The 23,252-nt window shown below is 62.6% G+C and carries 21 protein-coding genes; 5 read left to right on the forward strand and 16 right to left on the reverse strand.

Features of this window, described 5'->3' with window-relative positions:
• Positions 1-8: 8 nt before the first annotated feature.
• The 5 genes from BLW36_RS15145 to BLW36_RS15165 all read right to left on the reverse strand — a co-directional run bounded on the left by BLW36_RS15145 (position 9) and on the right by BLW36_RS15165 (position 5,579).
• Complete coding sequence (locus BLW36_RS15145; RefSeq protein WP_091390669.1) at positions 9-806, reverse strand: enoyl-CoA hydratase/isomerase family protein; 798 nt, start codon at positions 804-806, stop codon at positions 9-11.
• 81 nt (positions 807-887) lie between these two features.
• On the reverse strand, positions 888-2,495 hold the full coding sequence (locus tag BLW36_RS15150; protein ID WP_091390673.1) for a carboxyl transferase domain-containing protein: 1,608 nt from the start codon (positions 2,493-2,495) through the stop codon (positions 888-890).
• 177 nt (positions 2,496-2,672) lie between these two features.
• Positions 2,673-3,842, reverse strand: a complete 1,170-nt coding sequence (locus BLW36_RS15155; RefSeq protein WP_091390675.1) for an isovaleryl-CoA dehydrogenase — start codon at positions 3,840-3,842, stop codon at positions 2,673-2,675.
• A gap of 96 nt (positions 3,843-3,938) precedes the next feature.
• Positions 3,939-4,346, reverse strand: coding sequence for a MerR family transcriptional regulator (locus BLW36_RS15160; protein WP_091390678.1), 408 nt, complete (start codon positions 4,344-4,346; stop codon positions 3,939-3,941).
• A 129-nt stretch (positions 4,347-4,475) separates the two neighbouring features.
• Entirely contained in the window at positions 4,476-5,579 is a 1,104-nt protein-coding gene (locus BLW36_RS15165; protein ID WP_091390681.1) for a hypothetical protein, read from the reverse strand.
• A 110-nt stretch (positions 5,580-5,689) separates the two neighbouring features.
• Here BLW36_RS15165 and serB point away from each other — a divergent pair, with 110 nt between their 5' ends.
• Positions 5,690-6,799: a phosphoserine phosphatase SerB gene (gene serB, locus BLW36_RS15170; protein ID WP_091390684.1), complete on the forward strand. Its 1,110-nt coding sequence runs from the start codon at positions 5,690-5,692 to the stop codon at positions 6,797-6,799.
• Positions 6,800-6,868: 69 nt separating this feature from the next.
• On the opposite strand, the gene BLW36_RS17650 is transcribed toward serB, so the two are convergent.
• Complete coding sequence (locus BLW36_RS17650; protein WP_280140364.1) at positions 6,869-6,994, reverse strand: hypothetical protein; 126 nt, start codon at positions 6,992-6,994, stop codon at positions 6,869-6,871.
• A 165-nt stretch (positions 6,995-7,159) separates the two neighbouring features.
• On the opposite strand from BLW36_RS17650, the gene BLW36_RS15175 reads away from it, so the two are divergent.
• Positions 7,160-8,476 (forward strand): erythromycin esterase family protein, encoded by a 1,317-nt coding sequence (locus tag BLW36_RS15175; protein WP_091390686.1) that lies wholly within the window; start codon positions 7,160-7,162, stop codon positions 8,474-8,476.
• Positions 8,477-8,557: 81 nt separating this feature from the next.
• On the opposite strand, the gene BLW36_RS15180 is transcribed toward BLW36_RS15175, so the two are convergent.
• The 4 genes from BLW36_RS15180 to epmB all read right to left on the reverse strand — a co-directional run bounded on the left by BLW36_RS15180 (position 8,558) and on the right by epmB (position 15,831).
• On the reverse strand, positions 8,558-10,516 hold the full coding sequence (locus tag BLW36_RS15180; protein ID WP_091390688.1) for a M1 family metallopeptidase: 1,959 nt from the start codon (positions 10,514-10,516) through the stop codon (positions 8,558-8,560).
• Between the two features lie 216 nt (positions 10,517-10,732).
• Positions 10,733-12,820 carry an EAL domain-containing response regulator gene (locus BLW36_RS15185; protein WP_091390690.1) on the reverse strand — a complete coding sequence of 696 codons (2,088 nt, stop codon included), beginning with the start codon at positions 12,818-12,820 and terminating at the stop codon, positions 10,733-10,735.
• Positions 12,821-12,929: 109 nt separating this feature from the next.
• Complete coding sequence (locus BLW36_RS15190; protein WP_091390692.1) at positions 12,930-14,657, reverse strand: hypothetical protein; 1,728 nt, start codon at positions 14,655-14,657, stop codon at positions 12,930-12,932.
• 130 nt (positions 14,658-14,787) lie between these two features.
• Entirely contained in the window at positions 14,788-15,831 is a 1,044-nt protein-coding gene (epmB, locus tag BLW36_RS15195; protein WP_091390694.1) for an EF-P beta-lysylation protein EpmB, read from the reverse strand.
• Positions 15,832-15,928: 97 nt separating this feature from the next.
• Between epmB and efp the strand changes: the two genes are divergently transcribed.
• Together efp and epmA are read left to right on the forward strand one after the other, a co-directional pair.
• Positions 15,929-16,501 (forward strand): elongation factor P, encoded by a 573-nt coding sequence (efp, locus tag BLW36_RS15200; protein WP_091390696.1) that lies wholly within the window; start codon positions 15,929-15,931, stop codon positions 16,499-16,501.
• A gap of 69 nt (positions 16,502-16,570) precedes the next feature.
• Positions 16,571-17,524: an EF-P lysine aminoacylase EpmA gene (gene epmA, locus BLW36_RS15205; protein WP_091390699.1), complete on the forward strand. Its 954-nt coding sequence runs from the start codon at positions 16,571-16,573 to the stop codon at positions 17,522-17,524.
• Between the two features lie 14 nt (positions 17,525-17,538).
• Here epmA and BLW36_RS15210 read toward each other — a convergent pair whose 3' ends face one another.
• From BLW36_RS15210 to BLW36_RS15220, 3 genes are all read right to left on the reverse strand, one after another.
• A complete protein-coding gene (locus BLW36_RS15210; RefSeq protein WP_091390701.1) occupies positions 17,539-18,339 on the reverse strand; it encodes a GNAT family N-acetyltransferase in 801 nt (266 codons plus the stop codon).
• A 111-nt stretch (positions 18,340-18,450) separates the two neighbouring features.
• Positions 18,451-19,272 (reverse strand): serine O-acetyltransferase, encoded by an 822-nt coding sequence (cysE, locus tag BLW36_RS15215; RefSeq protein WP_091390703.1) that lies wholly within the window; start codon positions 19,270-19,272, stop codon positions 18,451-18,453.
• Between the two features lie 174 nt (positions 19,273-19,446).
• Entirely contained in the window at positions 19,447-20,433 is a 987-nt protein-coding gene (locus BLW36_RS15220; protein WP_091390705.1) for a serine/threonine protein kinase, read from the reverse strand.
• 343 nt (positions 20,434-20,776) lie between these two features.
• Between BLW36_RS15220 and BLW36_RS15225 the strand changes: the two genes are divergently transcribed.
• The gene (locus BLW36_RS15225) at positions 20,777-21,580 is read left to right on the forward strand and encodes a DUF3298 and DUF4163 domain-containing protein (RefSeq protein WP_091390706.1); all 804 of its coding nucleotides are present in this window, start codon (positions 20,777-20,779) and stop codon (positions 21,578-21,580) included.
• 39 nt (positions 21,581-21,619) lie between these two features.
• Here the strand turns inward: BLW36_RS15225 and BLW36_RS15230 are convergent, their stop codons facing one another.
• From BLW36_RS15230 to BLW36_RS15240, 3 genes are all read right to left on the reverse strand, one after another.
• Positions 21,620-22,003, reverse strand: a complete 384-nt coding sequence (locus BLW36_RS15230) for a DUF6632 domain-containing protein (protein ID WP_091390708.1) — start codon at positions 22,001-22,003, stop codon at positions 21,620-21,622.
• Between the two features lie 51 nt (positions 22,004-22,054).
• Complete coding sequence (locus tag BLW36_RS15235) at positions 22,055-22,432, reverse strand: VOC family protein (RefSeq protein WP_091390710.1); 378 nt, start codon at positions 22,430-22,432, stop codon at positions 22,055-22,057.
• A gap of 222 nt (positions 22,433-22,654) precedes the next feature.
• On the reverse strand, positions 22,655-23,158 hold the full coding sequence (locus tag BLW36_RS15240) for a DNA-deoxyinosine glycosylase (RefSeq protein WP_091390711.1): 504 nt from the start codon (positions 23,156-23,158) through the stop codon (positions 22,655-22,657).
• Positions 23,159-23,252: the final 94 nt, after the last annotated feature.

A 23,252-nucleotide genomic window follows, 5' to 3' on the forward strand; every position in this document is an offset into this window, starting at 1 on the left:
CCTGAAAATTATTCGTCGCTGCTATTCATCCACTGGGGGGCGCGCTTTTCGAGGAATGCGCTGAGGCCTTCCTGTCCCTCCGGCGACACGCGCACCGCGGCAATCAGTGCACTGGTCTGCCCCTGCAGTTCCTCGTTGATCACGCGGTTGGACATCGACATCGCCAGTTGCTTGGCCATGGCGACAGCCCGCGGACCGTTGTCGGTAATCGCGTTCACCAGCTGCTGTACCGTCAGATCCAGATCGCCCTCGGCGCAGACTTCCGACACCAGGCCGATCTGCTGCGCGCGCTCGGCAGAGAAACGCTCGGCGGTGACGAAATAGCGGCGCGCGTGGCGGGCACCTATGGCATTGATGACATAGGGGCTGATCGTCGCCGGCAGCAATCCGATCTTCACTTCCGACAGGCAGAAACTGGCGCGCTCGCTCGCCACCGCCATATCGCAGCAGCTGACCAGGCCGACGGCGCCGCCGAAGGCCGCGCCCTGCACCCGCGCAATGGTCGGGGCCGGGAAGGTGTCCAGTTTGTGCAGCATGGCGGCCAGCGCTGCGGCGTCGCGGCGATTCTCCTCCTCGGAGTAGTTCGCCATGCGCTTCATCCAGTTCAGGTCCGCGCCGGCGGAAAAGCTCTTGCCTTCGGACGCCAGCACCAGTGCCCGCACCTCCGGATCCTGGCCGAGGCGGTCAAACGTCTCGCCCAGTTCGCGAATCAGCTCATCGTCGAAGGCATTGTGAATTTCCGGTCGGTTCAGCGTGACCGTGGCCACGCCTTCGCTGTCGATTTCGCACAGCATTTTGTCGCTCATAATGGATTCCTTAATTTCGGGCGCCGTCTGCTCTTTCTCATTGGAACCGCACGCGGCGGCTCCTGCGAACTATTTTCCGCCTTACATGCGGAAAACACCGAACCTGGTTTCCTGCGGTTCCTTGTGGCTGGCGGCGGCCAGGCACAGGCCGAGCACGCGGCGGGTATCCGCCGGATCGATGACACCGTCGTCCCACAGGCGCGCCGACGCATAGTAGGGATGCCCCTGGTGCTCGTAATCGTCGACGATCGGCTGGCGGAACGCCTGCTCTTCCTCGTTACTCCAGGATTCGCCGCGCGCTTCCATCTGGTCGCGCTTCACCTGCGCGAGCACACCGGCGGCCTGCTCACCGCCCATTACCGAAATGCGCGCATTCGGCCACATAAACAGGAAGTTCGGATCGTAGGCGCGCCCGCACATGCCGTAGTTGCCGGCGCCGAAGGAACCGCCGATCAGAATGGTGATCTTCGGCACCTTGGCGGTGGCCACCGCGGTTACCATCTTGGCACCGTGCTTGGCGATACCACCGGCCTCGTACTGCTTGCCCACCATGAAGCCGGTGATGTTCTGCAGGAATACCAGCGGAATATTGCGCTGGGCACACAGCTCGATAAAGTGCGCGCCCTTTTGTGCACTCTCGGCGAACAGGATGCCGTTGTTGGCGACGATCCCCACCGGGTAACCGTGAATGCGCGCGAAACCGGTCACCAGTGTTGTGCCGTAGAGCGCCTTAAATTCATCAAACTCGGAGCCGTCGACGGTGCGGGCGATGATCTCGCGCACATCGTAGGGCTGGCGGGAATCCTGCGGCACCACGCCGTAGATTTCCTCCGGCGGATAGATCGGCTCGATCGGCTGTTGGATATCCAGGCCCGGATGCTTGATGCGGTTCAGCCGCGCCACCGAGCGCCGTGCCAGTTGCAGCGCGTGCACGTCGTTGTTCGCGTAATGGTCGGAGACCCCGGAGGTGCGGCAGTGCACCTCGGCGCCACCCAGCTCCTCCGCGGACACCTCCTCACCGGTGGCGGCCTTCACCAGCGGCGGGCCGGCGAGGAAGATGGTGGCCTGCTCCTTCACCATGATGGATTCGTCGGCCATCGCCGGCACATAGGCGCCACCGGCGGTGCAGCTGCCCATGACCACGGCAATCTGCGGAATGTTTTGCGCCGACAGGTTGGCCTGATTGAAGAAGATGCGGCCGAAGTGCTCGCGGTCCGGGAACACATCGTCCTGGCGCGGCAGGTTGGCACCACCGGAATCCACCAGGTAGATACACGGCAGGTTGTTCTGCTCGGCAATCGCCTGCGCGCGCAGGTGTTTTTTCACCGTCAGCGGATAATAGGTGCCGCCCTTTACGGTCGCGTCGTTGGCAACGATCACACACGGCTGACCGGACACGGTACCGATACCGGTGATGATACCGGCCGCCGGCACATCCTCGCCGTACACGTCGTAGGCGGCCAGTTGGGAGAATTCCAGGAATGGGCTGCCCGGATCCAGCAGCGCATCGATGCGATCGCGCGGCAGCAGCTTGCCCCGCGCCAGGTGTTTCTGACGCGCGCGCTCGCCGCCGCCCTGGGCGATGTTTTGCACTTTCTCGCGCAGGTCCGCGACCAGTTTCTGCATGTGCGCGCGGTTATCGGCGAAGGCGGCGTCGCGGGTATTAATCTTGCTCTGAATCTGATTCATAAAAACTTACGAAGTTGATTAGAGATCAGCACGTCAATGCGAAGGTGCTGATACCGGTTTTGGTTTGCGGGACCTTCTGCGACAGGGATGCCGCGGAAGAGTCCCATGGATGGGTTTACGGCGCCCTGCGAACCAGTATTGGTAGCAGTACCGCCGCGGCCCCATCGACAAAGTGCCTCAGCGAGTCTCGCTGAAAAGCTCGCGGCCGATCAGCATGCGGCGGATCTCGGAGGTACCGGCACCGATCTCGTACAACTTGGCGTCGCGCAGCAGGCGGCCGGTGGGGTACTCGTTGATGTAGCCGTTGCCGCCCAGGGTCTGGATGGCCTGCAACGCCATCTGCGTGGCGCGCTCGGCGGTAAACAGGATCACCGCAGCGGAGTCCTTGCGCGAGTCTTCGCCGCGATCGCAGGCCTTGGCCACCGCGTAGAGATAGGCGCGGCTCGCGTTCAGGTCCGCATACATGTCGGCGAGCTTGCCCTGCATCAGCTGGAATTCGCCAATGGCCTTGCCGAACTGTTTGCGCTCGTGCACGTAGGGCACCACCACGTCCAGGCACGCCTGCATGATGCCGACCGGGCCACCGGACAGGATCGTGCGCTCATAGTCGAGGCCGCTCATCAGCACGCGCACGCCGCCGTTCAGCTCGCCGAGAATGTTTTCTTCCGGCACCTCGCAATCCTCGAACACCAGTTCGCAGGTGTTGGAGCCGCGCATACCCAGTTTGTCGAGCTTCTGCGCCTGGGAAAACCCCTTGAAGCCGCGCTCGACGATAAATGCGGTGATGCCACCGGAGCTGACGCCCGGCTCGGTGCGCGCGTAGATCACATAGGTATTGGCGTCGGGGCCGTTTGTGATCCACATCTTGTTGCCGTTCAGGATGAAGCGATCGCCCTTCTTCTCGGCGCGCAGCTGCAGGCTGACCACGTCGGAACCGGAGTTGGGTTCGCTCATCGCCAGCGCACCGACATGCTCACCGGAACACAGCTTGGGCAGGTACTTGGCCTTCTGCTCGGGCGTGCCGTTCTTGCGAATCTGGTTCACACACAGGTTCGAGTGGGCCCCGTAGGACAGGCCGACCGACGCGGAGGCGCGGGAGATTTCCTCCATCGCCACCGCGTGGGCCAGGTAGCCCATGTTGGAACCGCCGTACTCTTCTTCCACGGTCATGCCGAGCAGGCCCAGCTCGCCGAATTTTTTCCACATATCGGCGGGGAACAGGTTGTCCTCATCGATCTGCGCCGCGCGCGGTGCCAGTTCCGCCTGGCAGAACTTGTAGACCATGTCGCGCAGCATATCGATCTCTTCACCGAGGTCGAAATTCAGGGTTGGGTAGGAGGTGTTCATAGCGACTCCGTTACTGTTTTTTCACTCTTCGCCTTGTGGGCGCAATTCGGGGTTCGGGGCGGCCGCGGGTATCGGGGCCTTCGTATCTCAATTCCGTCAGCTGTCGATGTTCAGCTGCAGGGCGGTGCGGGCACGCGCCTCCGCGTCGTCCAGCTCGCCCATCAGGCTCTCGATATCGCGCAACTGCTGCTGCAGCTGCGCGCGCTTCTGTTCTATGTGCAGCAGCAGCCGCTGCAGCTGTTCCACGTTGCCGTGCGCCGGGTCGTACATGTCGATGATTTCCCGGCTCTCGTCGAGGGAGAAACCCAGCCGTTTGCCGCGCAGTATCAATTTCAGCCGCACCCGGTCTTCCGGACTGTAGATGCGGGTCTGGCCGCGTCGCGCCGGGCACAGCAGCCCCTTGTCTTCGTAGAAGCGGATGGCGCGGGTCGTGATATCAAACTCCCGCGCCAGCTCGGAAATGCTGTAGCTGGAGGGCTCTGCGGGGCTGTCTTTGGCTTTCATGGCAACTTCCTCTGAACGCGCAAAAGACTAGCAGGAGTTTACGTTAACGTAAACGTAAGCTTTATGACAAAAATTGACCCTCACCCGATGACTGGTCACCGAGTGAGAGAATGCGCTACAGGGGGGAGTTTAGGCGTTCAGCAGCTGATGCAACTGATTGTCGAGCAGTTTCTGATAAGTCGGCACCAGGCCGGTCACCTCGGCACCCCAGCTGGCACCGTGGTGCTCCACGCGTCCATCGAGAGACTTGTCGTCGAGCAGTTCGGCGTGCAGCGACAGACCGCGGGACTGGGCCAGCAGCTGCTCGCCGGAGAAATCGAACGACTGTGGCCGCGCCGGCACCACTGCCAGCGCCAGCTGCAGCCCGGTGGCGCGGCTGGCGCTGTGCAACTCGCGCAGCAGCAGCCCACAGCAGACAGCGCGGAAGGCCGCGTCCCCGCCGCAGAAGCCGAGTCCCTGCTGTGGGCCGGCGTGCTCGAGCGGGCGCGCATCGTAGATCCGCCGCAGCAGCTGCAACCGCTGCTCCAGCTCCAGTTGCAGTTTCTCCAGCGCGCTGCGGCTGAGCTGGTTGCCCAGCTGCGCCCAGTTCAGCGGCCGGATATAGAGGCCGACGGTAATTTCCGGCTCCGGCGGGGGCGGCGGTGCCGGCCGCGCCTGCACCACCGGCACGCTGCGGCGGGAAGCGGCACCCGCACGCGCAGAGGAACTCGCGCCCGCCGCCAGCGCCGCGGCGGCACTGAACGGCAGCGCAAACACCAGACTCAACAGCAGGCTGGCCCAGGGAAAGGACACTCCACTGCCCGGCAACAGGTGCACGGTGACATTGCCGGCAATACTGTCGTGTAACACCACCGGTGCACTGATGCTCTCGCCGCGCCCGGAGTCGCCGACCTGCGCGAGGGTATTGGACTCCACATCCTGCACGGTGATACCGCTGATCGCCGGCAGCTCCAGCAGCTGTTGCGTCAGCAGCTGCATACTGATGCGGTCACCGGCGACGATACTCTCGAGGCTCTGGCTGGCGAGGAAAGCCGCCGCCGCCGCCGCCGAGTCCCGGTCGCGCGCTACGGCCGCAGACTTCTGCTGGCCGTAGTAATGGCCCAGGGCGGCACCGCAGAAGAGTCCCAGCACCAGCCAGATGGCCGCTGCCAGCAATTGCTGCTGCGTGCGCTGTGGCAGCCCGGCGATCAGTTCGGGCAGTTTGCGGGAGTTCGAAAAAATGGAGGCAAGCATAGGAAGCCGCTGGGATTGTTGTCGTTGTAGGAATGGAGGTGATTTTAGCGAAGAATGCGCCACGAGCTATAATGCGCCCCCAACTTTCTCAAACAGCAGGGAGCAGCGCCATGGGCGACCAGCCGACCTCTCAAGAATTCCACCTGCCCCTGGCACAGATCACGCAGACGCCGCTCGACTGCCCCCTGCGCTACCTGGATTTTTCCGGTGACTACGCCCATCTGGGCCTCGAGTATCACGGCGCGGCGCCCTTCGAAGACATCACCAGTTGCGAGCTGGCACCGCCGGCGCGGGAGCCTGCCGCAGTAACCACCCCCTGGTGCGTGACCATGCTGGCTCCCGCCGCCCGCCTGGCGCAGTTACAGGAGCTGCTGAGGTTTTTCGCCGCGCACGATTGGTCGGTGCGCGCCGTCGACACACTGGCGCAGCGCCGCGATCGCACGGTACTGCGCTTCCAGCTCGACGCGGAGCTCGAGTTTGCCGCCGCCAAACACGCCTGCCTGCAACTGGCGGAAAAAATCGATGCGGACCTGGTGCTGCAACCGGGCAGCAGCCAGCGGGTGCCGGCACTGGCCGGCTTCGACATGGATTCGACGCTGATCGATGCCGAGGTCATCGACGAACTGGCGAAGATCACCGGCATCGGCGAACAGGTGGCCGCGATCACCGAGGCAGCCATGCGCGGCGAGCTGGATTTCCGCCAAAGTTTCAAGAAGCGCATGGCGCTGTTGCGGGGCTTCTCCGAACAGCGACTGGCGGAGATCGCCACGCAGTTGCCGCTAAAGGAAGGCGCTAAGGAACTACTCAGTGCACTGCGTGCACTCGGTTGCAAGACCGCGATTCTGTCCGGCGGCTTCACCTATTTTGCCGATTACCTGCAGCGCGAGCAGCTGCCAGTGGACTTCGTGCACGCCAACCAGCTCGAGTTCGAACACGGCGCTCTGACCGGCGGGGTGATCGAACCGATCGTCGATGGTATGCGCAAGCGGGCACTGCTACAGCAGATGGCGGATCAGATGGGACTGGATCTCGGGCAGGTGGTCGCGGTTGGCGACGGCGCCAACGATATTCCAATGCTGAACCTCGGCGCCCTGGGGATCGCTATCCACCCCAAACCCAAGGTGCGCCTGGAAGCGCCACAGTCGATTGAGCGTTTCGGCCTGGATGCAGCGCTGTACCTGTTTGGACTCAACGATCGGCAGATAGAAGAGCTGGGGTAGCAGCACGGCCCTCCCCTGCTCGGTAACTCTCCGCACCATGTGCGGCCCGCTGCCTCAGGCTCTGGCGGGTCACGCCATCGCGTGGGGGAATGGTAGCGGACGGGACTTGTTGTTGTCGGTGCACACACTGATGCCGCCGCTGCAACTGACCGTCAGCAGGGCCAGCAACAGCAACATGAATATCCGTTTCGCCATGAGAATTTCCCTTCGTTAGCACCGGTTTTTATCGGACTGCAGATTACGCAATGGGTTCGGCGGTGAACAGTCGGCGGTTGAATATCCCGCCAGTAAATTGGCGGCGCGTGACAGCGGCGGAAAAACTATGCTCACAGAGAGCACCCGCGGAAGATCGCCGATTCAATGCCAGCCCCAAGCACAAATAGCGACACCTCCCTGCAGGAAACCCTAGGCGCCCTGCACCAACCCCTGCGCGGCCGGGACGACCTGAGCCCGCTGGTCGAACAACTGGCTGACGCCCGCATCGTCATGCTCGGCGAGGCCTCCCACGGCACCTCCGAATTCTATGTCTGGCGGGCGGCAATCAGCCGCCGGCTGATCGAAGAGCACGGTTTCAGTTTTATCGCCGTCGAGGGCGACTGGCCCGACTGCTATCGCGTTAACCGCTACGTCAAAGCCTACCCGCAGTCCGGTGACCATGCGGAGAGCGTGCTGCGCGGTTTTGACCGCTGGCCGACCTGGATGTGGGCCAACTGGGAGATGGTTGCCTTCACCGAGTGGCTGCGCAAACACAATGCCCGCGCCGACGGCCAGCCGGTTGGCTTCTACGGTCTGGACGTCTACAGCCTGTGGGAATCGCTGGACGCGATCGTGCGGCACCTGCAACACAACGACCCGCAGTCGATGCCAGTGGCCGAGCGGGTAGTCAACTGCTTCCAGCCCTATGGCCGCGACGAACAGCGCTACGCCCGGCATACCGCCGTGTCCCATCACGATTGTGCCGACGAAGTAACCCGTCTGCTGCTGCGGCTGGCGCATACTCACCCCCACTTCGATGCCGACCCCGAGGGCGACTTCGATGCCGAGCAGAACGCCCATGTGATGGTCAGTGCCGAGCGCTATTACCGCACGATGATGATGGGCGGCGCCGGCTCCTGGAACCTGCGCGACACCCATATGATGGAGACACTGGACCGCCTGATGCAGCACCACGGCGCCGGCGCCAAGGCCATCGTCTGGGCGCACAATACCCATATCGGCGACGCCCGCGCCACCGATATGCTGGCGGATGGAATGCATAACATCGGCCAGCTGGCGCGGGAGCAGTGGAGTGCCGAGCGGGTGCGACTGGTGGGCTTCGGCAGCCATCGCGGCAGCGTCATTGCCGGCCACCGCTGGGGCGCGGCGATGCAGAAGTTGCCGCTGCCGGCGGCCCCGGACGACAGCTGGGAAGGCGCCATTCACCGCGCCCGTGGCAAGGACGGGATTTTACTGCTGGATGCAGAGCGGCCGGATCCCGACCTGCTTCAGGCGCGCGGACATCGCGCCGTCGGCGTGGTCTACGACCCGGAATGGGAACGGGGCAACTATGTGCCGACCGAACTGGCACGGCGCTACGATGCGTTCATCCATCTGGAGGAAACCCGCGCGCTGCATCCCCTGCATATCGAGGCGTCGCGGGCCGCGACACCACCGGATACCTATCCGTGGGGATTCTGACGCCTGAAGATTTCTCGCAAAAAAATGCCTTCACCCCGCACCGCGGCGAAGTGAAGGCATTGTGTGGAGAAGACGCGAAGATCAGCCTTTGTCTTCGCCGTAAATCACCCAGCTATTCACTTTCACTGACAGCGGGTGGTAACCCGGTTTGGCTTCTTCAAAGATGCGCACAGCCAGATCCTTCTGCCCGGTTTCGACCAGATTACGGTACAGCGGGCGCAGGAACTTGTTGCGACCGATACTGGTCAGGAACTCCTCCAGACGCGGGTAGGCGGGCTGATACTGGTTGCGCACCGCGATCATCAACCAGCTGAACGCGATCTCGTTGTTCGTCGACTCGGTCAGGCCGAATGCGCTGTCCAGCTCCTTCAGCTGCTCGTCGCTCAGTTTTTCCGGCATGCCGTCGAGGAAATATTTCCACTGGTGGAAAGTCCAGTTACTGGTGTCGATATCCTTCGCCGCAATCTCGCCGTCAAGCCACTGCTGGCGCACCGGATCCAGCTTCGTAAAGGCATCGGACTGCGGATGCGGCGCGCCCTCCGGAATGCCCGGCTCGTAGATCCACTCGTGAATACGCTCGGCATCCAGCTTGTCCGGGTACTGCTTCAGCAGCGTCTCATTCAGGTACTTCACGAAATCTTCTGTGTTAATACTCTGGAATGAGAAATGGTTGAAGTAATCCAACAGGAACTGGTCAAAGTTTTCGCGACCGACTTTCTGCTCCAGTTCGTACAGGAACAGCGAGCCCTTCTCGTAGGGAATATCGGAAAAGACCTCGTCCGGATCGCGGCCGCGCGTATTGACCGCCAGTATCTCATCGCTGTCCGGCCTGTCCTCCAGCGTCGCCTGCAGATCGTCGTAGCCCAGCGCCATCTCCATTTTGTAGCGCTCGTCACCGTAGACGTTCTGCATGATGCGGTTGGTCAGGTAGGTGGTGAAGCCCTCGTTCAGCCACAGGTCGCGCCAGCTGGAATTGGTCACCAGGTTACCGGACCAGGAATGCGCCAGTTCGTGGGCGATCAGCGCCACCAGGCTCTTGTCCCCGGCGATCACGGTCGGGGTGATAAAGCTCAGGCGCGGGTTTTCCATACCGCCGAACGGGAAGCTCGGCGGCAGGATCAGCAGGTCGTAGCGATCCCAGCGATAGGGGCCGTAGACTTCCTCGGTGGCCTCGAGCATGGACTCGGTATCGGCAAACTCGGCGGCCGCGTCATCCAGCAGTGACGGCTCGGCATAGACGCCGGTGCGCTCGCCCATCGGTTTGAACTCCAGGTCGCCGACCGCCAGCGCGATCAGGTAGGACGGAATCGGCTGCGGCATCTCAAACTCGTAGACGCCGTCCTTTTCCGCCTGCGGATCGTTGTTCGCGCTCATCACCGCGCGCAGTTCTTTCGGCGTGCGGATGGTCGCGTTGTAAGTGATGCGAACTTTCGGCGAGTCCTGCAGCGGTACGAAACTGCGCGCGTGAATTGCCTGCGCCTGGGTGAACAGGAACGGGTGCTCCTTGCCGGCGGTCTGCTGCGGCTCCAGCCACTGTACGCCGGACGCGTCCGGGGAGGTGCGGTACTGGATCGCCACGCGGGTGGCGTTCTTGGGCAGGTTGATCTTCAGGGGCGTACCCAGGTGATCGTCCTTCTCGCCCATGGAGAATTTCACCGGTTCCAGCTTGTCGCCGTGACCGGCGCGTACGGCTTCGATGTCCAGCCCGCGGGTATCGAGGATCAGCGGCGGGTTCTTGTCATTCAGGCGCTTGACCTGCAACTGGGCCTCGCCCTCGAGTATCTTGCGCGAGAAGTCGACGGTCAGGTCCAGGTCGAGATGCTGCACCCGGTAATCATCGGTATTGGCGAAAGAGTGGTAATCGACACCGGATTGCGGTGTCTTGTCTGCGGCAGCTTGCTGCGCAGTGTCAGCGGCTTGCGGCGCGACGGCCGTCTCGCTCTTTGCCTGCGGCGCGGAAGTCGGTTCAGATTTTGAGCAACCGCCGGCCAGGGCGAGGGCGCCGACAAAAAGACTGGTACAGAGTAAGCGGGGCAACATGGGATGGCTCCAAAAGTATTCTGCTTATTAATTCGCGGCACAGGATACAGGAGCATCGCACAATGATGAATGACTCTGCCAATAGCAGCCGACTGCGGCGCGGGCATCGACCGCACGATTTGGCGCACTCGGATAGCGCGCAAGCGGTGAAATACCGCGGGATGGGAAACGGATGGGCGGGAAATTAACGCGGACATCCCTGTCCGGCAAACGGATCTAGTCGAGACTGAAATCGAAGCTCATCTCTTCCGCCGGAGCCTGTACATAGTAGCCCTGGATATAGTCGGTGCCCGTCTGCCACAGGGTCGGCAACATGCTGGCCTGTTCGATGTGTGGCACGATTACCCTGGTGCTGGCTTGGCCCAATTGCTTGACCAGGTTGGCCAGGGTCTCGCTGCTCTCGCCCTCGTCCTGCACCTCGCGCACGAAAGACGGATCCACCTTGGCAATATCCACCTTTACGTGCTCCAGCGCCTTGAACGGATTCAGTCCGGTGCCGAAGTGGCACACGGCCACGCGACAGCCCAGTTCCTGCACCTGCTTGGTGAAGTCGCGGGCGGCGTGCAGATTGCTGGTGATATCCTCCTGGCGCAGCTGGAACACCACCGCCTTCGGCGGTACCTTGGCCGCCTTGAAGGCCACCCCCAGCCACGCCGGCAGGCCGCTGTCGGTCAGCGACGCGGCGGTGATATGCAGCAGCAGGGATACATCCTTGCCGGCGGCCCGCTCGGCCGCCGCGGCCTTGATCGCCGTCAGAGTCACCCAGCGGTCCATTTTGGTGGCGAGCCCGGCATCGCCCAGCGCTTCCAGGAATGCCAGCGGCGCCAGCTCTTCCTTACCGTCTTTCATGCGCACCAGCACTTCGTACATCTGTTCACCGGTACCCTGCAGACTCAGCACCGGCTGGTAGAGCAGTTTCAGCTTGCCCGCTTCCAGCGCCTGGATCACCCGCGCGCGGTGATAGGTATCGGCATCGCCCTGCTTGCTGCTGTCCGGCTCGTAGAGCGCCACGGCACTGCCTTTCTGGCTCTTCTGCAATGCCTGGTCGTGCGCCTCCAGTGCCTGGTCCAGCACCTTCTGCGCATTGCCGGAAGCCTCACTCAGTAGCGAAATACCCACCGACGCGGTGATCTGCAGCGTCTTGCCGGCGGCGTCGAAGATGGTATCGGAAACTTTCCGCAGGATTTCTTTCGCGCGGTGCTCGGCGCTATCCGGCGTGGTATCCGGGATCAGCAGGCAGAAACTCTCGTCGCCGTAGCGCGCCACTATGTCGCCGCGGCGCAGGCTGGACTGCAGCAGCTCCGCCATTTTCTTCTGCAAGGCGTCGGCTCCGGCCACCCCGACGACTTTCTGCACGGTGTCTTCGAAGCGATCGATCTCGATAAACATCAGGCCGCCGGTGCGCTGGGAACCTGCAGCGGCCTGAATCGCAGAGCCGAGCAGCTGCAGAAAGTGCTGGCGGTTATAGAGACCGGTAAGTGGATCGCGGTTTTTGATATCGCTGAGCTGCGCTTCCAGCTGCTCGGTGTCGCCACCGCGGGCGGCGATGCGCACCTGCAGGCAGCGCTCCTCGTCGTAGACGGTGGACAACACCTCGGCGCGGGTGGGCAGCGGGCTTCCGGAGGCGGTCTTGGCGGTGAACTTCCACTCTTGCGCCTCGACTTCATTGTTGTCGAAGGCACACTGTTTCAGGAACTCCCTCGCATCCTCCTGCTCGCCTTCGGTCAGCATGTCGATCAACGGCTGATATTCGACATCCTCGCCACTGCTGTAACCGAAGCGCTCGGCGAAAGAATCATTGGCGTAGACCAACAGACCGTCAGATACGTAGGCGATGGCATCTTTGGAGCTATCCAGCAGCTCCTTGGCGCGCTGCAGCGTGGCGTGGTAGCGACGGTCGTGCTGGCGCGACTGGCGCCGGTCGGCGAGCGCGGTCATTTCGCGCTGTATCACCAGCAGTAGGTGCTGATCCTCATCGACGGTGACCACGTCCCGTGCGCCCAGCTTCAGCCCCTCGACTACAGGCTGACAGCCGCTGCGTTCGCTCAACAGAATTACCGGCACATCTTTCTGCAATTTGCTGATGGTGCGCAGCGCCGCGGCCGGTGGCACCAGCTTGCTGCCCTCCGCCGCGATCAGCAGGTCCCATGTTTTATCCTGCAGCAACTTGGTCAGCGCCGCCTCACTGGCAACATGTTGCGCCCGGTTCGGGCGGCCGGCGTTGTGCAGCATGCTCACCAGGCGCTGGGCCTCGGAAGGGGTATCGTGGATCAGGAGAAGTCGGATGGTGTCGTTGCTGCTCATTATTTGCTCTTTTACTTATATGCGGCGTACCGCTGCCGCTAACTCGTTAGTTTAGGCGGCGGCGGCGGTCGCATACAAGGGCGCTCAGGGAGCGAGCGCGCGACCCAGGTCACACAAATTCGAAGCGCGCGAAACTTCCGGTGGCAAGTGTCTGCCGCTGGAGTGTGACCGGCTGGGGATCGGATTGCGCCAGCAATTCCACGCTGTCGTGCGACTTGAACAGCGGCACCGGCAATATCAGCGCCGGCTTGTCCTCCGCTGCCGACTTGACCAGCAACCCGGCAATCGGGGCGGACAAGTGCCCGGCGGCGGTATGACGCTGCACCTGCACCGGCATCGACTCGGCGGCCAGTACCTCCACACCGGCACGGCTGTGGTCCGGCAGTGTGTGCTGCCAGCGGACAACGGCCACCTGCCACTTTTCCTGCAGACGAATACCCACCAACTCGCCAATGCGCAGCTTGTCGCTACTGGAAGGCGGCAGGCTGAGCCCGATGCCGCGGCCACTGCAGTTCAGCACATTGGCCACCTGGGGGCGGTAACGCTCGGCAATCCGTTCGGCGCCACCACCGGCGCGCGCCCGCGCCTCCCGGCGCAGACTCGGGGCAGTGGGCAGCACCACATCGTACTCACCGACCGCGCCCCCGGTACGATAATCCACCGACTCCACATCCAGGCGCAGGAGATCCCTGTTCTGTTCGGACGACTGGAAAAATTCCTGCCTGGTTGTGCCGTGGCCGGCCCCGTCCGCACCCAGGTGATGGCAAATGGCGCCGATACCAATAACAAACTCACAGGTCTGCTGCAGGGGGGTGCGGCGCTCGCTGCGCCCGGTTTTGGAGGCCCAGCCATGCCGCAACCTTTCCAGCAGCGGATCGTAACGCCGTTTCATCTGCCGTTCCAACACCCCCAACAGGTTGGTGAGATCCACCTTCCAACCCTGCGGTGCGGTAAAATGCCGCAGATCCACCTTGCAGGAGCCGAGCCGGTTTGCGGGGATCGGCGGCTGGTCGAGCGCCAGCGATGCCAACAGCCCGTTGTCGCGTTCAGTGTAGGCGAACACGATCTGGGCCTCGCGGCTCCAGTCACGGGTCAGCCCCCACAGCTGCTCCTGTTCGCGGCTGTTCAGCTGAGTCGGGTTGGCACTGGCAAACAATGCCGCTTGCAGGTAGGTACCGGCTGTGCAGCTCTTGCTGCGCGGATTCAGTGTATCGCCGACCGTTTTGCCGTCCAGTTTCTGCAACTGGGCCAGCCGTAACAATATCTGCATATTGCGCCAGCAGTGCTGTGGAGTGCCGAGCCCGAACAGCGAGACGACCTGAATCACTCGGGCATAGCTGTCTACGGCGCGCTGCAGGCTGCGCGCGCGCCTGTCGCGCAGCAACAGCGCCAGGCCACTCTCTCCGTCGAGCTGCCGCACCACACCGGCAAATCCTTTACCCAGCTGCTGCAACAGCCGCACCGCGGCGAGTATGGTCTTGCGCAGTTGCGCGGTCTGCGCGTTGGCCATCACCGCGCGCTGAATTGCCATGGCTTCGACACAGGCCACCGTGTACTCGCGCAGCAGATCGAGCATGCCCAGGCGCTTGCTGGCGGGAGCCTGCCACACCGCGACCTCGTCAATCAGGGTGGACAACAGTCCGGCCAGGCGCAGCTGGTCGGCGGGCTGGTAGGGTTGCAGATCGTATTGCTCCAGCCAGCTGAACAGTTGCCGCTCAGTGGCGCAACCACAGCTGAGTTCCGGCAGCGATTGGGCCGGCAACTGGAGTATGGCGAAGAGTTTTTGTTGGGCCTCGGCGGCCGTGGCGGCAGCCACTTCTTGAACAGCGTCCTGCATTGCGATGAACCATCCCTCGGTTTGCAAGCAGTATATGAAGCGGGCTTTTACGTGAACAAGTTCAGCGGGTTGATTTTGGCGCCGAAATTGCGACCTGTGTCATCTAAAAGATCGACGCCTATAGCTACTTTTAGCTACCAATGGGTGACTTTGATGACATTCCGGGAATTTCTCGCACCAGCTTTGGTACCAGATAACCCGGCAGGCGCCGGCGCAACTGCTCAACCAGCGCGAGCGCGCGATCGTCGTCCACATCGAAATGGGCGGCGCCCTGCACACGGTCCAGCTGGTGCAGGTAATACGGCAGCACGCCGGCAGCAAACAGCGCCTCACTGAGATCCTCCAGCGCCTCGACACGGTCATTCACCCCCCTCAGCAGCACCGCCTGATTCAGCAGCGTCACACCGGCAGCGCGCAGTCTGGCCAGGGCCGCGCGCACCTCGCCATCGATTTCGTTGGCGTGGTTGCAGTGCAGTACCAGTACCGGCCGCAGACGCGAGCCGGTCAGCCAGGCGAGCAGCTCGTCGGTAATGCGACTCGGCGCGACGATCGGCAGGCGGCTGTGCACGCGCAGCTTGTCCAGTTGCGGAATCTCTGCCAATTGCTCCGCCAGCCAGCCGAGCTGGCGATCGTTCAGTACCAGCGGATCGCCACCGCTCAGAATGACCTCGCGAAGCTCGGACCGCGCGCGAATGTACTCCAGTGCCGCCCGCCACTGGCTGCGGTTCAGGTGATTATCGCCGTACGGAAACTGGCGGCGGAAACAGTAACGGCAATTGACCGCACACTGGCCGGCGGCGATCAGCAACAGGCGACCGCGGTATTTGTGCACCACCCCCGGCACCGGGTTGGCCGCCGCCTCCTCCAGGGGATCGGCGCTGAAGCCGGGACTCGGGCGCAATTCCGGCGCGCCCGGCAACACCTGCAGCAGCAACGGGTCCTGCGGGTCGCCGGGGCGTATACGCTTGAGGAAGGGGCGCGGCACGCGCAGGGCAAAATCGCCGCTGGCCCGCAGTGCGTCCGGCAGCTGATGCGGGTCCAGCCCCAGCAACTCGATCAGCTCCGCCGGGTCGGTGACCAGGTCCGCCATCTCGTCCTGCCAGCGGCAGCCGGCACCTTCCGCGGCGCTATCGCGAGCGACTATTTCACTGGTGGCGGAGGCGTGCTGTATCATAGGCGGCAAGTTACGCTGTGGGATGAGGCTGATTCGAGCGCGCAAATTTTAAGCACATCCACAGAAATTAAAAGCTTGTATTGATTTAGAGGAATCCATGGCTAGTTACTCCACCAACGAATTCAAGGGCGGCCTGAAGGTAATGCTCGACGGCGACCCCTGCTCCATCGTGGAAAATGAATTCGTCAAACCCGGCAAGGGCCAGGCGTTCAACCGCGTCAAACTGCGCAACCTGAAGACCGGCCGCGTCTGGGAGCGCACCTTCCGCTCCGGCGAGAGCCTCGAGGCCGCGGATGTCATGGACCGCGAAATGGAGTACCTGTACAACGACGGTGAGTTCTACCACTTCATGGAGCCGGAGACCTTCGAACAGCACCAGGCCAGTGCCGATGCCGTCGGCGACGCCGCCAAGTGGCTGAAGGAGCAGGATGTCTGCACGGTAACCCTGTACAACGGCTCGCCGCTGGCAGTTACCCCGCCGAACCATGTAATCCTGGAAATCACCGACACCGATCCGGGCCTGCGCGGTGATACCGCCCAGGGCGGCACCAAGCCGGCCACACTGTCCACCGGTGCCGTGGTCAAGGTACCCCTGTTCCTGGAAATCGGCGAGACCATCAAGGTCGATACCCGCACCGGCGAATACCTGGGCCGTGCCAAGGAAGACTGATCTTCTCCTCTCGTCTCCCGCAGGAGCGCCCGCTAACAGCGGGCCGCTCCGACCAAGGTCCCCCTACCAATGACTGAGAATTGCTGGCGGCCCTCCGCCTCCGTGGAGGCCCTGCACCGCCGTGGAGCCTTGCTGGCGGACATTCGCCGCTTCTTTGCCGAGCGCGATGTGCTCGAAGTCGAAGTGCCGGTGCTCTCCCGCCGCGCAACCAGTGATCCGCATATCGACTCCATCACCGCGCTGTGCAACGGCGATACCGCCTACCTCGCCACCAGCCCGGAATTCGGTCTCAAGCGCCTGCTCGCCGCCGGTATCGGCGATTGTTACTACCTGGGAAAGGCGTTTCGCGAGGGTGAAGCCGGCGGTCGCCACAATCCCGAATTCACCATGCTGGAATGGTACCGCTGTGGCTGGGACGATCGCCGCCTGATGACAGAGGTCGGCGAACTGCTGAGCCGGGTGCTGAATACTGCCCGGGTGCAGTCGCTGAGCTACCGCGAGCTGTTCCTGCGCGAACTGCAGCTGGACCCGCACACTGCTTCCGAACAGCAACTGCACGACTGTGCGGCGCGCGAGGTGGAGCTCTCGTTTGTGCCGGCGAATCGCGACGAGTGCCTGGATCTGCTGATGAGTCATCGCCTGGAGCCCGCGATGGGCGAAGGCATTACCCTGCTGTACGACTTCCCGGCGAGTCAGGCCGCACTGGCAAAGGTGCTACCGGACGACAGCGGCACGCCGGTGGCACGCCGCTTCGAGGCCTACGTGGGCGGCCTGGAGCTTGCCAACGGCTACTGGGAACTGACCGACGCCGATGAACAGCTGCGCCGCTTCCAGGCGGACCACCGCTACCGCGGCATACACAAACTACACGTCTATCCGTTCGAGGAAAGACTCGTCGCCGCGCTGGAAGCGGGCATGCCCGAGTGCGCGGGTGTGGCGCTGGGGATCGATCGGCTGTTGATGCTGGTGGGCGGCTATACATCCATCGACGAGGTGATTGCCTTCCCGATCGAGCGCGCCTGATTGCCAGTGCCCGCTCAGGGATCGAAACAGTACTGAGCCACTTCGCCGACGGCGAAGAAACCGGCTTCCAGCAGCAGCTCCTGTCGATTGGCTGGCGCCAGTGCCACCGCGTGTTTGTGGTGGCTGTTCAGGGCCTGGCCCACCAGGTGGTAGAAAAGCGCGCGACCGATGCCGCGGCCGCGATAGTCCTCCAGCGTGACCATGTCGTAGAAGCCGAGGGCGTCCGCAGAGGCGAACAGGCAACCGGCTGCCACCGCCTGCCCCTCCAGCTTGCCGAGGAACAGTTTCAGCCGGCTGCGCTTCTGTTCCGGAATGTCCTGCAGCCGCTGGTAGAATTTCTTGATCTGCGATCCTTCGCGCTCACCGTTGTAGACGGAAGCCTGGATCTCACCGTAAATCACCAGCTCCTCGGTGGAGACGGGAGCAAACTCCAGCTTGCCACGCAACGACTCCGGCAGCTCCTCGTCCGCGGCCAGGCGCTGGACCTCCACCGCCATGGCCACCAGCGACTCCCTGCGCTTCAAGCCAAGCTCGGCCAGTTCCGCGTCATCGAGGGATTTGCTTGCGCAGTGCCACAGCGTGAACGGGCTGTGGCGCTCGGCAAAGTAGTCGACGACGAAGCGCTGCAATATGCGCGTCGGCATCACCGCATTCGTCACCGCCTGATTCAAAGTGCGCGACAGCAGGCCGCTGTCGCTGCGCACAACGCCGGTTATTTCTTTCGTGGGATCGGGGTTTAACAGACCGGCACAGTAACTGGCGCGGGACTCCAGATTCCGGTTGACGAGGTTTTTGGCGCTGAGACTGTATTTCATGCCTTCAAGGATAGCTCCGTTTATCCTTTTGCCCGCATGACGCGACGCGAATTCCGCGCCGGGTGGCGACGTGACACCCTGTGCTGCACTGGATCGTCGACAGAGCCCGGCTCAGGGCAGCTGTTTGTCGACCTGTGACAGGGCGCAGTGGTCCATCGACAGCGCCGGTTCGGCGCAGCTGGCCCGGCAGATCACCCGCGCCGGCACCCCGGCCACCAGCTTGTGCGGCGGCACCGATTTCAGCACGACGCTGCCGGATGCGATCTGCGCGCACTCGCCAATTTCGATATTGCCCAAGACCTTGCTGCCGGCGCCGATCAGCACCCCGCGGCGCACTTTCGGGTGGCGGTCGCCACTCTCCTTGCCGGTACCGCCGAGCGTCACCGACTGCATGATCGACACATTGTCCTCCACTACCGCGGTCTCGCCGATCACGATACCGGTGGCGTGGTCCAGCAAAATGCCCTCGCCCAATGTCGCGGCCGGGTGAATATCCACGGCGAAGACCACAGAAATCCGGTGTTGCAGGAACAGCGCCAGCGAGCGGCGCTGCTGCCGCCACAGCCAGTGGGCGACGCGGTAGGCCTGCAACGCGTGAAAGCCCTTGAAATAGAGGAAGGGTTCGTAGAGGGAATTGCAGGCGGAATCCCGCTGGTAGACCGCGCTCAGGTCCGCGCGCGCCGCGTGACCTATCGCCGGATCGCTCTCCAGCGCCTCGTCGATCACTTCGCGGATCAGCAGTGCAGGCGCCACCGCGTTGTCGAGTTTGTTGGCCAGATGAAAACTGAGCGCGGATTCCAGCGAATTGTGATTGAGGATAGTCGCGTGCAGAAAGCTCGCCAGTATCGGCTCGCGTTCCACCTGCTGTGCCACATCGGTGCGAATCTGCTGCCAGAGCGTCGCCGCACTTTGCTCCGTTTGTGTTGCTTCCATTTTGTCACTCCTCCTATTTCGGGCGCCGCCAGCTGCAGGGCGTCTTATCGGCCCTGCCGCGGGTGGCCATCCGGCAGAAAACCTCATCGGTAACTATCTGCCGGATGGCCACCCGCGTCAGCGCCTTGCCTGATACCGGCCGAAACTTTGCGTGCCGTCGCTCTTTCGCTCGTCTTACACCGCTCCGAGGGTCAGCGGCGGCTCCTGCAGTGCCGACTGCTGCTCGCGCAAAGCCAGTATATGCTCGGCCCAGTAGCGCGGCGTATTGAACCAGGGAAATGCCAGCGGGAAAGCCGGGTCCTGCCAGCGCCGCGCCAGCCAGGCGGCGTGATGCATCTGGCGCAGACAGCGCAGCGGCTCGATCAGCTGCAGCTGCTGGGGATCGAAACTGGCAAAGGTCTCGTAGCCCTCGATCACCGCGTCCAGGTAGGCGGTCTGCTCGGCGCGGTTACCGGAAATCAGCATCCAGATATCCTGGATCGCCGGCCCGGTCAGGCAGTCGTCCAGATCCACGAACCAGGGGGTATCGTCGCGCCACAGGAAGTTGCCACTGTGGCAGTCACCGTGCAGGCGCAGCGTCTGCCAGTCGCGCTCAAACAGCGGCGCTATCTGCTCGATGATATGCGCGGTCACCGATGCGTAGGCATCGCGGTTTTCCCGCGGCAGGAAGTCGCCGGCGAGGATAAATTCGCGGCTGTCGATCGCAAAGTGCTGCAGTGTCAGCGCCGGCCGGAACTCGAATGGCTTGGCGCCGCCAATGGCGTGGATGCGCCCGAGCATGGTGCCCACCTGCTCCAGGTGATCGAAGTTGTCCAGCTCCACCTGGCGGCCACCGCGGCGCGGAAATAGCGCGAAGCGGAATCCCTGCGCCTCCATTAGCGTGCGCCCGTCGAATTGCAGCGGTGCGACCACCGGGATTTCGGCCGCCGCGAGTTCGAGGGTGAACTGGTGCTCCTCCAGTATCTGCGCATCGGTCCAGCGACCGGGGCGATAGAACTTCGCGATCAGCGGTTCAGCATCCTCGATGCCCACCTGGTAGACGCGGTTTTCGTAGCTGTTCAGCGGAAAAATACGCGCATCGGAAATCAGGCCCGCGCTTTCGACACAGTCGATAACCGTATCCGGCGTGAGGGCTTCATAGGGGTGGTGACTCTGGGACATGGGGCATTCCGGCGCTTATTGGCCGGCTATGCTACCGCGCCCCCGCCGCCGGGGACAAACAGAGAAGATGGCGCTGCAGTCGAAGTCGCACTCGCAGGCGCTTGCACGGACGGCAAGCACTACTCAACCCGGCCAATATACCGGGGCCGCTGTCGCCGACTGCAAATATATTGCTGCAACAGTCACCTCCGGTGAGAAGCAGTATTATTGCTAGTCAAAGTGATCCGGCACTTTATCCACTTCCTGCGCCCCGCTTGTCCTATGTGCCGCGGTAGCGCATTCTCGCGATCATCCACGAAGTCCCGGCCGCGCTGCGCCGGTTTATCGCTGACAGGGAGCCACAATGTCGAACAGAATTACCGCAGGATTTATCGCCGTGCTTGCCGCGCTAACGATACTGCATGGATGCGAGCGCGAACGGCCTGCGCGGGTCGAAACCGCTGCCAGGGCCCCTGCATCCGGCGCGCTGAAATCGGAGCGCGAGACATTCGAGCGATTCGGCAGTAATTGCCCTGATCGCGACGACTGCTCTTCCGTATCCGTAACCCGCGAGGTCTTCGAGCAGCAGCCCGCCCTGAACAAGATCATCCGCGAGCAGCTATTGGCCCAGTTACAGGGTAATGAGCAGGTTCAGGAAACAACCGACAGCCTGGATGAGATCGCCGACCAGTTTCTCGCAGAAGCGGCGGAGGTAGAGCGGATCAGCAGTGCGCGCTGGCAACTCAGTGGTACCGCCGAACGCGTAGCGCGCCGGGACGACCTGCTCACGGTCGAAATCAAGACCTACCGCTATAGCGGCGGCGCCCACGGCATACCATCGGTGGAATGGCTCAACTGGGATCTGTCCACGGGCGAGCGCCTGTCGCTGCAACAGGTTATCGCCGCGGGCCAACAGGCAAAATTCTGGGAACTGGCCGAGGCGGCGTACCAACGCTGGCTCGATCAGCAGAGCGGTACTGATGCGGAGTATGGCGATACCTGGCCGTTCCAGCGCAGCGAGGATTTTCGTTTTAACGACGACGGCCTCGTATTGCGCTACGGCGTCTATGCGCTGGGCCCCTATGCAATGGGCCCGGTGCAGCTGACGATTCCGTGGCAGGAGTTACGCGGCGTGATACGCGATCGCTACCTGCCGCAGACCCAGTAAAACTCCGGTCAAGCGCGTGACGACGGGTGCACGAAAGAATTATCCCGGCCGCTTCTTCGGCATCAGATACCAGAGCACCGCCGCCACCAGAAACAGCGCCGGTACATCGCCGAGCAAGTTGCTCCGCTCTGTCGGGTCCACCAGCGCCTGCACCAGCATAATGCCGCCGTGTACGATGCTCGACCAGATCGTGAACCAGATCAGGCTGGCGTTGGCGGCGGGATCCCGGGCGGCGAGAATCAGGAATACACCCAGGGTCGCGTAGATACCCATGATCATCTGTTCGTATTCCGGCTGTCGCGGTGTCCAGCCCCAGCCGGACGGGAAGATCCACATCATCATCGGAAAGATACCGACGACAAATATCAGCCCGAAGACGACCAGGAAAACTTTCAGATAGCGGTTGCGAGTTGCAGCGTCCATGAGGTTCTACCTTGATAGGTGGCACTCGTCGGTCAAACGTTTGCCTGCGTATTAGTCTTCCAGGTCCCCCGGGATATGGCAGACCACTTCGATATTGTGCCCGTCCGGATCCAGTACATAGGCCGCGTAGTAATCGGCATGATACTGTTCGCGTACACCCGGCCCACCGTTGTCCTTGCCACCGGCCTCGAGTGCGATGCGGTAAAAGTCGCGTACGGTTTGCCGGTCTTCTGCCCGAAACGCGATATGGATATTCGGCGCGGTACTCTTGCCGCCCTTGATCCACAGGTCCGGCTTGTCGGCCCAGCCGAAGCCGGCCCAGTCGGCGTATTCGAGGATCAGCTCGTAACCCAGCGGCGCCAGCGCCAGCCGGTAAAACTCCTTGCTGCGCTCGTAACTGTGAACATGAACGCCAATATGATCCAACATCGCTGATGTTTCTCCGCCAAAATCGAGTTCAGTAGCACGGTTCGATTTACAGCGTAGTGGATTTTCCCTATGCACACCGCCCCGCTGCGCGGCTGACAAGACAGCAACCGGTAATAAAAAGTCTCCGCCTGTTTTCCCGCTAGCGCTCGCCGCGCCGAGTGCAGACGGTGCCGGGCGAAGAATCACTATCCTGCCGGAGCAGACCATTCTGGTAATCGCAGGTTATTCGATAATCGCGCGCCAGCGGGCCAGCTTCGCGGCGAAGGTCAGCGATGCATGGGCGGGGCTGGTAGACGGCAATCGCTCGGTTGGAATGTTACACAACGGTGACGGCAGATCCGGCAGCACATAACGCCGATACATCTGCTCAGCCTTGGCACCGTTGAAGTAGAGCCGTGTAATCAGCGGGTGCTGCCGGAGGAAGGTGGTGAAGTCGTTCGGCACTATTGACGCCTCCTCAATAGCCGAGTCGAGGCTGCCCGAGCGGGTGCAGGTTTTTAATACATCCCACAGGGCGATGCGATGCTCGATCAGCGCCCTACAGCGTTGCCCGTAGTCGAGTCCGGTGTCCAGCTGCAGCAGCGTTTCAATAATCTTCCAGAAGGCGTTGCGCGGGTGCGCATAGTATTGCTGCGCGCGCAGCGACGCGACACCGGGCATGGATCCGAGGATCAGGTGCGTCGCATCGGCGGCGGCGATCGGGGCAAAACTATGCACGCAGGTCATCGCTTTCTCTCGATTTCGGCCGACGTATGGCATCGGATTCAAGCACGAGCCAGACCAATCTACACAACAAAGTGAGCCTAAATATCTCGCCCGA

Origin of the sequence: Microbulbifer marinus, assembly GCF_900107725.1 — a bacterium.
Taxonomy (GTDB): domain Bacteria; phylum Pseudomonadota; class Gammaproteobacteria; order Pseudomonadales; family Cellvibrionaceae; genus Microbulbifer; species Microbulbifer marinus.